Origin of the sequence: Brevibacillus sp. AF8 (assembly GCF_021270385.1) — a bacterium.
Lineage (GTDB): Bacteria > Bacillota > Bacilli > Brevibacillales > Brevibacillaceae > Brevibacillus.
Genome location: NZ_JAGQDN010000021.1, coordinates 19,204 through 30,986, shown reverse-complemented (window position 1 = coordinate 30,986; position 11,783 = coordinate 19,204). Strand labels below are relative to the sequence as shown.

Annotated in this window: 13 protein-coding genes; 7 read left to right on the top strand and 6 right to left on the bottom strand. The window is 44.4% G+C overall.

The window, feature by feature from the left end; genetic code table 11:
* The first annotated feature begins 110 nt into the window (after positions 1-110).
* The gene (locus KB186_RS22550) at positions 111-836 is read left to right on the top strand and encodes a DsbA family oxidoreductase (RefSeq protein ID WP_173611339.1); all 726 of its coding nucleotides are present in this window, start codon (positions 111-113) and stop codon (positions 834-836) included.
* A gap of 138 nt (positions 837-974) precedes the next feature.
* On the opposite strand, the gene KB186_RS22545 is transcribed toward KB186_RS22550, so the two are convergent.
* Complete coding sequence (locus KB186_RS22545; protein WP_064203004.1) at positions 975-1,307, bottom strand: hypothetical protein; 333 nt, start codon at positions 1,305-1,307, stop codon at positions 975-977.
* Between the two features lie 321 nt (positions 1,308-1,628).
* On the opposite strand from KB186_RS22545, the gene KB186_RS22540 reads away from it, so the two are divergent.
* From KB186_RS22540 to KB186_RS22530, 3 genes are read left to right on the top strand one after another with little or no spacing between them, the layout of a single operon-like run.
* A complete protein-coding gene (locus tag KB186_RS22540; RefSeq protein ID WP_232774394.1) occupies positions 1,629-3,155 on the top strand; it encodes a YcdB/YcdC domain-containing protein in 1,527 nt (508 codons plus the stop codon).
* Positions 3,156-3,171: 16 nt separating this feature from the next.
* On the top strand, positions 3,172-3,711 hold the full coding sequence (locus KB186_RS22535) for an RNA polymerase sigma factor (RefSeq protein ID WP_173611341.1): 540 nt from the start codon (positions 3,172-3,174) through the stop codon (positions 3,709-3,711).
* Complete coding sequence (locus KB186_RS22530; RefSeq protein WP_232774393.1) at positions 3,695-5,257, top strand: YcdB/YcdC domain-containing protein; 1,563 nt, start codon at positions 3,695-3,697, stop codon at positions 5,255-5,257. Before KB186_RS22535 ends, KB186_RS22530 begins: the two co-directional genes overlap by 17 nt.
* 82 nt (positions 5,258-5,339) lie before the next feature.
* Here the strand turns inward: KB186_RS22530 and KB186_RS22525 are convergent, their stop codons facing one another.
* Positions 5,340-5,912 (bottom strand): hypothetical protein, encoded by a 573-nt coding sequence (locus tag KB186_RS22525; RefSeq protein WP_232774392.1) that lies wholly within the window; start codon positions 5,910-5,912, stop codon positions 5,340-5,342.
* Positions 5,913-5,928: 16 nt separating this feature from the next.
* Positions 5,929-6,720 (bottom strand): aminoglycoside adenylyltransferase domain-containing protein, encoded by a 792-nt coding sequence (locus tag KB186_RS22520; RefSeq protein WP_232774391.1) that lies wholly within the window; start codon positions 6,718-6,720, stop codon positions 5,929-5,931.
* A 161-nt stretch (positions 6,721-6,881) separates the two neighbouring features.
* Between KB186_RS22520 and KB186_RS22515 the strand changes: the two genes are divergently transcribed.
* From KB186_RS22515 to KB186_RS22505, 3 genes are all read left to right on the top strand, one after another.
* The gene (locus tag KB186_RS22515) at positions 6,882-7,805 is read left to right on the top strand and encodes a GNAT family N-acetyltransferase (protein ID WP_221868771.1); all 924 of its coding nucleotides are present in this window, start codon (positions 6,882-6,884) and stop codon (positions 7,803-7,805) included.
* Positions 7,806-7,972: 167 nt separating this feature from the next.
* Positions 7,973-8,716, top strand: coding sequence for a suppressor of fused domain protein (locus KB186_RS22510; RefSeq protein WP_173611346.1), 744 nt, complete (start codon positions 7,973-7,975; stop codon positions 8,714-8,716).
* A gap of 88 nt (positions 8,717-8,804) precedes the next feature.
* Positions 8,805-9,266, top strand: coding sequence for a GNAT family N-acetyltransferase (locus KB186_RS22505; protein WP_173611347.1), 462 nt, complete (start codon positions 8,805-8,807; stop codon positions 9,264-9,266).
* An 83-nt stretch (positions 9,267-9,349) separates the two neighbouring features.
* Here KB186_RS22505 and KB186_RS22500 read toward each other — a convergent pair whose 3' ends face one another.
* The 3 genes from KB186_RS22500 to KB186_RS22490 form a co-directional block, all read right to left on the bottom strand.
* Positions 9,350-10,426: a hypothetical protein gene (locus KB186_RS22500; protein ID WP_173611348.1), complete on the bottom strand. Its 1,077-nt coding sequence runs from the start codon at positions 10,424-10,426 to the stop codon at positions 9,350-9,352.
* Positions 10,413-10,943 carry an RNA polymerase sigma factor gene (locus KB186_RS22495; protein ID WP_173611349.1) on the bottom strand — a complete coding sequence of 177 codons (531 nt, stop codon included), beginning with the start codon at positions 10,941-10,943 and terminating at the stop codon, positions 10,413-10,415. The genes KB186_RS22500 and KB186_RS22495 overlap by 14 nt, the downstream gene beginning before the upstream one ends.
* 111 nt (positions 10,944-11,054) lie before the next feature.
* Positions 11,055-11,639 carry a hypothetical protein gene (locus KB186_RS22490; RefSeq protein WP_173611350.1) on the bottom strand — a complete coding sequence of 195 codons (585 nt, stop codon included), beginning with the start codon at positions 11,637-11,639 and terminating at the stop codon, positions 11,055-11,057.
* Between the last annotated feature and the right edge of the window lie 144 nt (positions 11,640-11,783).

Here is an 11,783-nt window from a genome sequence, read left to right as displayed (position 1 = left end):
AAAGTGCATAGTCGTACCGTGTGTTGTTGTATAATGTGCGTACGACGAAATTTGCAGTGTGCGGTTTGCTGTCTTTTGGTCAGCTCCGTTCAAATAGAGGAGGATGTAACATGAAAATTGAAATTTGGTCTGATTTTGCCTGCCCGTTTTGCTATATCGGAAAGCGCCGTCTGGAAGGAGCGCTGTCTCAATTTCCGCATAAGGATCAAGTAGAGGTCGTATATCGCAGCTTCCAGCTCGACCCGCAGATGGAACGCGATACCGATATGGACATGCATGAAGTACTGGCAGCCAAGTATAGCATTCCACTCGCACAAGCGAAGGGGATGAATGACCAGGTTACCCAAATGGCAAAAGGTGTGGGTCTTGATTATCATTTTGACACGATGATCCCGACCAATACATTTGATGCGCACCGCTTGACGCACTTTGCCCACGCTCATGGAAAAATGAAGGAAATGAAGGAGCGACTGCTCAAGGCGTACTTTACCGAATCACTTCATCTCGGTGACCACGAGGTGCTGGCACAGCTTGCTTCTGAGGTGGGCTTGGACAAGGAAGCGACGCTCGCCATGCTGGCAGGAGACGAATACAGAGAGGAAGTACAAGAGGACAAACAAAGAGGCAACGATTTGGGTGTCACGGGCGTACCGTTCTTTGTCATCAATAACAAATATGCAGTCTCTGGCGCGCAGCCAGGTGAAGTCTTTTTGGGAGCATTGAACCAGGTATGGGAAGAAGAAAGCGCAGCTCCTGCTCTGAAATTCGTGCAGAACGACGAGAAAAAAGATGAGCAATCCGGCGACAATTGCGCAGATGGCTCCTGCAAAATATAAGCGACGCAAAACGAATAACTCAATGCTAGACCCTTAATGCTGTAAATTGGTTATGTTGTTGGTGCTACCCTTACAGCAAAATCTCAAAAGCCGATCCTCCTTAAATGAAGGGGAATCGGCTTTTCTCATCGCTTGAAATCACTGAATAACGAGATTATTTCCTAATACTGTGAACTGTTTACCAATATTAGAAGCAAATAGGGATGAAGCAGCGCTAACGCTTCCAATTTGCTTGCCAGAGCTGAAGTCATGACTTCCTTGTAGAGTAATATTCTCGAGACCAAAAAAGAAAAGTGTCAATGTGAGCATTGCCGTATTCTGCGCTTCAGTTCCCTGATGCACGGTTCGCTTCGTACTCGCGTAATTGGCTACATGGTTATTTCCCTCAAAGACTTTACCACCTTCATATTGCCACCCACCAGCAGAGTCATCCACATTCGTCAGACTGAGTCGATTTAATGTCAGGTTCATATTAGTTACCTCCCGTAGTCGCCTTGTGCCTTGTTTCTACTGGTCATCATATGCCCTGGGTGCCCAAAGTTGTCGGTATAACATGCCTATTTCCATATAACTCATCATTTGTTATTAAATGGATAATTTTAATCCCCTTTCAGGTCTCACTATCTGCTCCGTTTCTTTGGTGGGCCCTAACAACTCGTTATAGTCTATTTTCGTTGGGAAAATTTTCTTTCCATCTGAAACAAAAAGGGAACTCATTCGAATAATGGACAGAGCGAAAAATAGCTGGGGCCCCAGCATCACTATCCAAAAAGAGTGAGGAATGAACGAACCATGAATAAATGGACGAAAAGCGTATTGGCAATCATGACAGCGAGTCTGGCTGTTACGACACCCATCAGTTCTATGGCGGCAAAAGAATCGAGCGTAACGGTGCAGGGAGCGAGCAAAGGTGATGGTGCAATCGATGAGAAGCTGATCAGGAAGATCGAAAAGTCTGTTGAGAGACTCGTTCAAGTTGTGCCTTATCTAAGGAACTACCCGATCACCGAATTTGAGATGAACGCAGAAACATCCCGGATTGAAGTGAAAAAGTATCAAACGAAGGAAAAGAAAGCTCCCTTTGTGAGAATGCATGTCGATCAAAATTCAGGTGAAGTAAAATTTTTCAGCCACATCACAGGCAAAGAAGGTTTCTCTTCCACCTACCCCCTAGAGGATGCGAAGAAAAAGGCAACGGAGTTCATGAAGCAATGGTATGGCGAGGATATGGCGGACTATCAGTTGGATCAGGAAGCCTCTAATCGTAATTCTTCGATTTTGTTTCGCAAAATGGTAAATGGGATTCCGTTCCGCAATGACACACTGAATTTCGCCATCAATAGCGAAGGGCAAATTCAGCATCTGGCCAAAGGCGACGGGGATGCAGATCCAATGGAAATGGAACAGGATATCAGCAAAATTCAATTCGCTGATCCCAATAAGGTGCATCCAAAAGAAAAGGTAGAAGCGATGTTTGCATCTGCTATGAAGCCTTACTACGGACAAAGTGCAGATGGGCAAAGCTACAGGTTCTTATACACCCCTTCTTTCGAGGAAATCAATGCGAGCACCGGAGCTGAACGGTCAGCCAAACCAAATGAAAAAATCATTCAGTTCCAACCAAAAGCAAAGCAAACAATCATCAAATCAAAAGAAGAGGCTGTAGCTTTCTTGACAGCTAAGACAGGATACAATCCTACAAAAGGGCGTGCAACTTTTCAGGAAGAGAGCAATCCGAAAACCGGAATCACCAACTATTTGTGGATGACGGAGGAGGAGGTCATCGCCAATATTTTCTTCGAAACCAAGACAGGAAAGGTCACGAATTATCAAGTATTGGATACAAAGCGGAAAAGTGAAGCAGACAAAAAGCTGAACGAAGAGCAGGCGCTAAAAGCTGCCGTGGAAGCCATGTCTGAGTTCCTTCCTCTTACCGATAAAGAAATGGCCGTCACTGCGAATCGATATGAACCCGATCAAAATTTGTACAACTTTGACTTTACCGTGCTTCATCAGGGGTATCCGGTAGATGGTATGCTTCGACAGGCGCACGTAGATGCAGCTACGGGAAAAGCAACTTTACTAGATTGGAGAGTCTCTCAAACGATCAAGCTCCCGGATATCAAGAACGCTATGACAAAAGAGGAAGCAGCCAAGAAGTTTCTTAAAAAATATCCGCTGAAGCTGTATTACTCCTTAAATGAGGAAAATAAAAACATGGCCGAGCTCGTTTATATTTCTCCACTCGTTTCTAACGAAGAAATCGATGCGCTAACCGGCGAATTCTACACCTATGGAGAAGAGATAGAAACCGAGTAAGAAAGGGGGAAGCCTGTTGTCTGGGGAGTTGGCGGAACGAATTGGGGTTATTTACGAGGCTCACTATGATGACATCTACTATTTTTTGCTCTACTTTACGGGCAGACAAGAAGATGCAGAAGACATGGTGCAGGAAGTATTTTCACGACTGTTAAAAATTTTGCCGAGGTACGATGGTCGGGTCGCCATGAAGACATGGCTATTTTCCATCGCCAAGCATGTCGCGATTGATCATTACCGCAAACAAAAGTGGCAGCGTTTGTTCTCAGACAACTGGTTGGCCCTCATGAAGTCTACGGAGGGCCTTCCAGAAGAGGAGCTTGCGACAAAAGAAGAGATGCATAGTATTCAACGGGCATTGCAACAGTTGAAGCCCGATCAGCGCATCATAGTAATTTTTCGCTATATAAAGGAGTACAGTGTCAAGGAAACAGCCGAGATTTTGGCGATTCCAGAGACAAAAGTGAGAGTGGACTGTCACAGGGGACTAAAAGCGTTGCAGAAAATACTCGGCAACGTTTGCGAGGAGAGGATTGCTAATGAGTTTGCCAGATGAAAACCACATAGTTGAATTACTGAATCACGTCAGGCAGGAGAGCAACCCACCTCGTCAAGTGTGGAAGCAGATGGGCAAGGAGAGACTCATTCGTGAGGCGTATCGAATGGAGCAAGCAGCGAAGATCAAGCGAGTTGTCGCGGGAGCTGGTTCCCTTGCAGCAGCCGTATTCATGGGTGTTTGGCTGAGCTATGATTCAGCGCAGAAGCCATCTGTTGATACGCAAACAACCATCTCACCTCCAGCCGTCATAACAGCTACGCCACCGCTTGCTACGCCTTCTCCTCCAGTGGAAAGCAAGGCTAAGCCACAGCAGGAGCAGGAAGCTATCCCAAAAGCAGGCAACAAAATCGTTCAAAACCAAACGGCTACACGTGATACTCTACAGCCGCAGTCCGTAGCCGAGGAGCCTGCAAGGAACCCAACAGATAGGAGTCAACCCACATCAACACGTGAGAAATCACCATTGGAAGATCAGGCAGTGGCCTATTTGCAAAAGAAGCTGGGAGCACAGAGCAAACAGTTTGAAGTGGATTATGTTCACTCGAATTTGGCCCAGGGAGAAGTGGCTTTTCGCAAAATCATCAATGGCATTCCTCTTCAGGAGAATAGTGCGACAGTTCGTATCTCCCCAAAAACGGGGGAAATGACCTTGCTTCTTTACCCTGATCTCGAAGATAGTGGCGTAGCATCACAGCCTGCCAATCGTGAAGGGACAATCGACAAGAAGAAGGCTGCCCAACAGCTGGGGAGTACGCTTCGCCTCGTTTATGCAGGAAAGAAACAACCAGAGCTTCAATATGTAGTAGCATCAGATGTTTTTGTGCAAGCGAAAACAGGCAAGCTGATCAGCCAAGCGGGAGCAGAGAAAAAGTCCGTTGCTGTTTCAGGACAAGGAAAACCACTCGTGCTGAAAACTTCTGGTGAGGTGGCAAAGCTGCTTGAGCGCAAGTTGGGCATAAAGGTGGAACAAAAAGCATTCATCGGTGTAAATCCGCACGGTATTTCATATTCCTGGAACGATGGGCAGGGCAACGGCGTTTCTGTTGAGACGACAGATGACGGAGCATTTCTCGGGTATTCACGGATGACTACAGATGAACGTAAGTACCAACGAGAAACGACCTACGAACAGGCACAAGCAATGGCGATAGCCCACCTGGAGAAATTCCTCCCCGCCAATGTTCGTGAGCTGTCATTGGAAGCGTCGCAAGAGTCACCTAGCACCATTCAGTTTACCTTTGCACCGAAGGTCAACGGGATTCCCGTCATGGATCATCCTTATAAAGTGGCTGTCGAGCTGGCTAGCGGGCTTGTTACCGAGCTTACGGGCAATTTTTCGGATTTATCATGGGTACAAACCGATCAGACAGCAAAAACGCTCTCCAAGGAAGAGGCACTTGATCAATTTGTGCAACATGCTCCATTGGAACTCGTGTACTTGCCCGCGGAAAAAGGGGCAGAGCCAGTACTTGCTTACCAAATCCGCCGGGATTCAGAACAGCCATGGGCAATAGAAGCCTCGACAGGTAAGGTCATCAACTAAAAAGCAAGCAACTTATCTCCAGAAAAGATGCTTCATGGAGGTAAGTTGCTTTACTGGTTCGAGAACGGTCGATGCGAAGCCTTTAGCGGGACAGCAGGGGATAACTCGCGTGCACATGTTGTTTGAAGCTTTCATAATCCGAGGCATGTATATGAGAGTCGTGGTCGCTTATACATACATGCTTCATGCAAAGGCGCTGAGCGAACCGATTGCCTGCTTCTGTGATATTATCCATGATGATCGATTGGATACGGCAGCCACTCTGCTCGACATGAGCCAGTACATCGAGATAATGATGTAGCATCATGCGCAAGGCAGGGCTTTTCCGATAAGAATGATCGACAATGACACAGGACAGAAAATAATAAACTTGCTCGGGAGAAGTCGTTAAATCCTCGATATCCGCGGTCGTCATCAGGCTGTCTTTAAATGTCCCTTGTGCAATTTGCAGGTAAATATGCGGCTTGACGGGAAGCAGGTTCATAAAAGCAATGATGCGCCCATTCTCTTCGATCGCAACGACCGAATCGGGACGAAACAAATACCAATTGTAGCTCTCTTGGTACGGTGTAATAAATTCAGCATCGTAGTATTGAAGCTCGAGTTGTTCCATTTGTTTAAAATGCTCAAGCTGCAAATGCTCCATGATCTTCATAAGCCAATCTCCTTCTTTATTCCGTATGACTAGGCGACAATTCACAGATATAGCGAATAAATCTCTGGGTTTCCTTTGCCCGCTTGAATCTGTTCGAAAATAAAGATGGTTCATTTGGGTGGTAGCGTATTCGCAAGGATTCTTTCAGCAAGGGATGCCATTCACTGGGAAGCTCATGCAGAGCCTGTTCTACAGCTTTTTTTTTCGGAATAATGCTCTCATGGATGAGCGCGTAATAGATTCGGCATAAGGTGAAAACGGCGAATTCTACCCACTCATCGAGCATGAATTTCACCATGCTTTTTCCTTTCGGCGCCCAATAATCATGGACATTGTATTTCATCGTTTCCCCGACATCCAACCATTGGGTAGGGATGTGTAATGCTTCAACGCTTTTCCCCATAACGGTAATGCCCTGTTGCTTGAGGATCCACCACGTCACATGATTGACATCATAGTGGCCGGATGATTTGAATGTCCCATTGTCAACGTAAGGATAAGGCTCCAAGGATGGATTGGCTTTTCCGACGTCATCCAGCTGGATATACATGCCGTCCATTCTTTTAGCGAATGGATTGGTGTTTTGCAGAGCCTGATGAATGTTCTTGAGCGTTTCTATTTCAGCATTCGTTAATCCTCTATGCAAAAGTGTTACAAAATCAATATCGCTGTTATCTTCCTCAAAACCAGATAGAGCAATAGAGCCATACAAATACACACCGTAGATGACAGTAGGCAGTTCAGCCATAAGTCGTTGCGTATAGTCGTGTATGAAAGGTCTAATGCTTTCCGGGATTCTCGTGTCCATAAGCAAGCTCCTTTTTGAAGATCAAGATTAGCTGAACTCGCTAGGTATTTCCATCGTTTTCATACCCCAGTATAATCCATATGACAACAACTGTTAAAGGAGGCGTTTATTGTGATGGAGCAAATGCTAACAAAGGGAAAAATTTTGAAAGGGGTATAAAGGTGAGGCAATTTTCAACTGACGTTATTATTCGGAATTTTCAAAAGGAAGACTTTCCGTTACTTGGCGAACTATATCAAGCTGTTACTGCAAAAGAAAACGCGACGTTTTGGTGGGTCGGTGAAGAAGCAAATTGGTGTAATGTCTATTGTGCATTTGAAAATGGAAAAATGATCGCGAAGGGGCAAGTCAGTATCATAAATACGATCCCTCCCGGACGTTCAGAAGAAAACAAGCATTCAATCTACGTGAATCTAAAAACGCTCCCGGAACGAGACGATGACGCCGAATTGCTAGAAAAGGTGTACCAACATCTTCTGCAAAGAGCTCTGCAATTAAAAGAAACGTTGCCAGCTACGTACCAAACGATGCTATGTGTCGGAAACGATTCATCTGAAACAAAGAACAACCGATTTTTCACTCAAATGGGCTACAAGCATTTGAATAGCTTGTATCAGATGAAACGCGATTTACTAGAGCCTATTCCTGTGTTAACGCTGGACGAAGACTTTGATTTTTCATATTGGAAAATGGAGAGCTCAGAGGAAGAAAAAGATTACTTGAATGTGGAAGCCACGATCTGGCCGGATGCTCCGTTAGGACATGAACGATTGTCTGAATACAAGAGTAAAGCGCTCTGGACATCAATGGTGATTCGTTATAACAATACGATAGCTGCGGGCTTGATGGCATGGCGAGAGGAAGAAGATGGAGTAATCGAGGATGTTTTCGTACAAGAACCTTGGCGGAAGCGTGGATTTGCGAAGTTTTTACTGGCACAAGCATTGGAGTATCTAAAATCGCATGAGCTGAAATCCGCGTATCTCATGGTTGAAACGACGAATATATCAGCCTTGTCTCTATACAAATCGGTTGGATTCAAAGTAGATAAAGAAGAGATCAGGTATTATACAGAATGGAAATAAGAAAGACGAAAAAGAGGGAGCGCTAGCGAGGCTTCCCTCTTTTTTATGCAAGTTGATTCGGAATTCTCTTGCAAGAAATACATAGATAAGGTAAAACATGGGTGTATCTTAAGCCGATACAATAGAGAGGACCAAGCGTCTGAATGATAAGAAGGTGAGGATCTGCGATGAACTTTTTCAAGAAGCTATTCGGCGGTACAAACAACGGAGAAAAGTCAAAAGACGGCACTACGATTTACACATATAACGAACAAGCTGATTATGAACCCCCGGCTCCCATGGAATATGTAGAAGAAATCGTTGCCCACTTTGAAAAGGTATTTGCCGGAAGAGAAAGCAATGTTTTTCACGAAATTATTTCCGATACGATCCATATTGATGTGAATGTGATGAGCCCTACAGAAGAAGAGCCATTTTGGGTTCTGTATACGAATGGGATGAGTGATCTGCCGATGACGATCCCGGATGAAATACAGGAGCAGATGGAAGAGAATATTGAGCGAGCAGAACTGATGATATTTTTGCCGGCTTCCTGGGAACTGACACAAGAGTCGCTAGAGGATGAAAATAACTACTGGCCAATTAGACTGATGAAAATGCTGGCACGGTTTCCTCACCAGTACAATACATGGTTGGGATACGGGCATACGATACCGAATTATCAGGAATATGAACCGTATGCGGATGGCACGGGTTTAAATGGAGTCGTTCTGTTTCAGCTATCAGAGGAAATCAGTGTCATTCCCACCAAGGACGGGAACAAGATTCATACCTATTTCTTGATTCCTTTGTATAAAGAAGAGATGGAATATAAATTGGAGCATGGCATGGATGCGCTTTTGGATAAATTGTTTGAGCTGGAAGATGATGCGCTGATTTTGAATCCGAATAGAAGAAATACGTGCAAGTAAAAATATACGAATTCCCGACCCCTTTTTACTAAAGGGGTTTTTTGTAAGATGTTACAATAATCACACAAAAATCAGTTGGAGGCAAACGATGATTCATTTTCGAGTCGCAACAGCAAAAGACCTGAATAGAATTGTTCAAATGCTTGCGGATGATGAATTAGGCAAGACGAGAGAGCGTTACGAAACTCCGCTACCAGAAAGTTACATAAAAGCGTTTGAATCCATTGACGCAGATCCCAATAACGAATTGATTGTGGCGTGCCGGGATGAGGAAATTATTGGTGTCCTTCAGATTACGTTTACTCCTTATCTGACACTTCAAGGTAGCTGGAGAGCGACGATTGAGGGGGTTCGGATAGCATCTACGGAAAGGGGTCAAGGAGTTGGGAGCGAGTTAATTGAATGGGCGATTGAACGGGCGAAAGAGAGGGGCTGCCATCTGTGTCAACTAACGACAGATAAACAACGAGAAGATGCGTTGCGCTTTTATGAACGCTTAGGATTTAAAGCGACGCATGAGGGGCTGAAAATGAAGCTGTCCATCGACTAACAAAAGTACGATGGAAAAGGAAAACGGGTTCCATATACGTAATATAGAACCCGTTTTCCTCTGCTATGACCGAGCCAAGTCGCCTATTCGATTTCAATTCGATTAATATCACCAACATCCAAATTTCCAAGCTGTATGGAGAAACTTGGTTTCCCCGGACTTCTCAAAATATAGCCGCCCCAGTCCCGACCGCCGTAAGCCGTATATCCAGAAATATCTACGCCAAAAATGTCCTGAATAAGTGGCTTGGTTACAGGGATGACTTCATTTAGTGCTTTGATTTTATAGTTTTCTGCTCCATGGCTTACTTCATACACTTGACCTGTTTTTGCCCCGATCATTACTTCATATTTCTTTTGTTTATTCATGAGCAACCATTTCTCTTCACGTTCATCTGAACGTTTTTGGGCCTGGGTAAAGGAAAGATTTTTTTCATTGGATAAACGGGTCAAAGCTGTTTGCGCCATGGAGATGATCTTTTGATCGACGTCTTCTAGGTTGTAATATAATATGAAATCAGACACTTTATTTGTTGGGAGATCGACTGTGACATATTGTTTGTCATCTGTCCAAAAGGAAAAATATGCTTCCTTCTCACTTTTGAAAAAACCGGTATTTTGGAAGGTAACCTGTTGCTTCGTATCCTTAAATGCTTCTTGTGCAGTCTCTACATATGTATGATAGGACTTCGGTAATTCGTTGATCGCAAACCTCGCAAAGACGGTAAGAACCTCTGTGGTACCAGGCTTAAAAGTGACGATGGCTTCTCGGGTTTCTTGATTCTTTGCCTGTACCCTATAGGAGTCTGCGTCTTTCTCAATCTCTCCAAATGAGAAGGTCTTTTGAATGCCACTCGCATCTTGTACGGCTTTTTGAGCAGCTGCAAAATACGTTTGTTCTTCAGGATTCAAGGCTGCACTGCTCGTTGATTCTGCTGGTGCAGAAAATGGTTTCATCCAGAAAAAACCGAGTAACAGGCCGCAGGTGATCAGCCCTTTTGCCATCCATCCATAATACATTTTTCGTTTGTTCACTTTTTGAAGTTTACCTCCTTCTTCTCGCACACCTTCTAATATTGCTTGGCTTCGTTCTCGGGAAAGGATTTGCTCCGGGAATTGATTCAATTCTTCCAGAATGATCTGCTCCTCACATGATCGCATCGTTCATCACCTCCGCAATCGAAACATTTCGTTTGTTTTGAATCGACTTTATCGCTCTATGCATCGTGAGATTGACCTTGGATTCGCTCCAGCCCAACACCTCTGCAGTCTCCTTGCTCGATAGTCCTTTGATCCCTCTTAGTATCAACACATCCCGATAAGAAGACTTTAATTGATTGATCATTTCATAGAGCAAACGCTTATTTTCACTTAACATCAGCGACTCTTCCGGAGTTTTGTCGTGCGAAACGAGATGCTGCAAGAAGATTTCCGGCAACCACCTGAGTAGCTTTGTTTTGCGTCTTTCATCAATGGCTACGTTTCGTGCTATGGCAAACAGCCACGTTTTGGGATTCTCAACCTCTGTTGCCTGCATAGCTTTGAGGGCACGAATAAAGGTCTCCTGCACCAGATCGTCGATGTCTGTTCGTCCTGTATAATAGACCAGGAAACGATAAACATCTTGGCTGTATGAGTGAAACCATTGCTCAATTCGTGCGCCAGTATGATCCTCCACTGGTGTTCCACCTCCTTGTCACTGTATAGACGGAAAAGCTGCTGACAATCTTTCACTTTCAAAATAAAAAAGTGGAACGCAGATAATTCGCGTCCCACTACAATAGTGGTCCTAGCCCATAAATGTGATTTCTATTCGCATGTTAAACCGATCGGTAACGACCCAGCCTGCTGGAATCTGTTGATTATACCTGATCCATAGCTTCGCTCCCTTTGGCGCTCTTTGAATGCTCGTAATTTCAAATTTATCCGTCGTACTATCTGTAATGACCCATCCTTGCGGCACGATTTGATTGTTCCGCATCCACAGTTTATCACCGTAACCTGCGCCTTGTGTATAAATCATTTGAAGAGAAGTACCACTGCTATCTATTACAGCCCATCCATCAGGAATCCGTTGGTTGTACTTGATCCAGAGTGTCGCTCGGTACGTAGCCCCAATCACGCATGTAATTTCGAATTGGGTACTAGTACTGTCGGTAATTACCCAGCCTTGTGGGACTAGTTGATTGTTCTTGATCCACATTTTCGCTCCATAAGAAGAGCTCGCTGATAAGGATTGCTTTAGTGATGCATGGGATGAAATATTTTGTTCGGACGATTTCAAAAGCGTTGGTTCTGCAGCCTGAGTAGGAAGTGTGAAAGACATCACAACGAATAAAAGACCGAGACTTGAAACCATACTTTTTTTAAGCATAAACAAACCACCTCTCTTTTCTGATATCCATTATTTGTAATTTAAATCTATTTTTAACAATCGTAAAGCGGCGTTTTTGTGAAATGCTCTCTATTCACTGCCTTGTCACAAAATGAAAAAGAGGGCATTAGCCCTCTTTAGAAA

Excerpts from the sequence above, each read along its gene's own strand:
- KB186_RS22530 (WP_232774393.1), top strand. The coding sequence starts at position 3,695 with ATGAGTTTGCCAGATGAAAACCACATAGTTGAATTACTGAATCACGTC.
- KB186_RS22550 (WP_173611339.1), top strand. The coding sequence starts at position 111 with ATGAAAATTGAAATTTGGTCTGATTTTGCCTGCCCGTTTTGCTATATC.
- KB186_RS22525 (WP_232774392.1), bottom strand. The coding sequence starts at position 5,912 with ATGAAGATCATGGAGCATTTGCAGCTTGAGCATTTTAAACAAATGGAA.
- KB186_RS22500 (WP_173611348.1), bottom strand. The coding sequence starts at position 10,426 with ATGCGATCATGTGAGGAGCAGATCATTCTGGAAGAATTGAATCAATTC.
- KB186_RS22520 (WP_232774391.1), bottom strand. The coding sequence starts at position 6,720 with ATGGACACGAGAATCCCGGAAAGCATTAGACCTTTCATACACGACTAT.
- KB186_RS22490 (WP_173611350.1), bottom strand. The coding sequence starts at position 11,639 with ATGCTTAAAAAAAGTATGGTTTCAAGTCTCGGTCTTTTATTCGTTGTG.
- KB186_RS22545 (WP_064203004.1), bottom strand. The coding sequence starts at position 1,307 with ATGAACCTGACATTAAATCGACTCAGTCTGACGAATGTGGATGACTCT.
- KB186_RS22510 (WP_173611346.1), top strand. The coding sequence starts at position 7,973 with ATGAACTTTTTCAAGAAGCTATTCGGCGGTACAAACAACGGAGAAAAG.
- KB186_RS22540 (WP_232774394.1), top strand. The coding sequence starts at position 1,629 with ATGAATAAATGGACGAAAAGCGTATTGGCAATCATGACAGCGAGTCTG.
- KB186_RS22505 (WP_173611347.1), top strand. The coding sequence starts at position 8,805 with ATGATTCATTTTCGAGTCGCAACAGCAAAAGACCTGAATAGAATTGTT.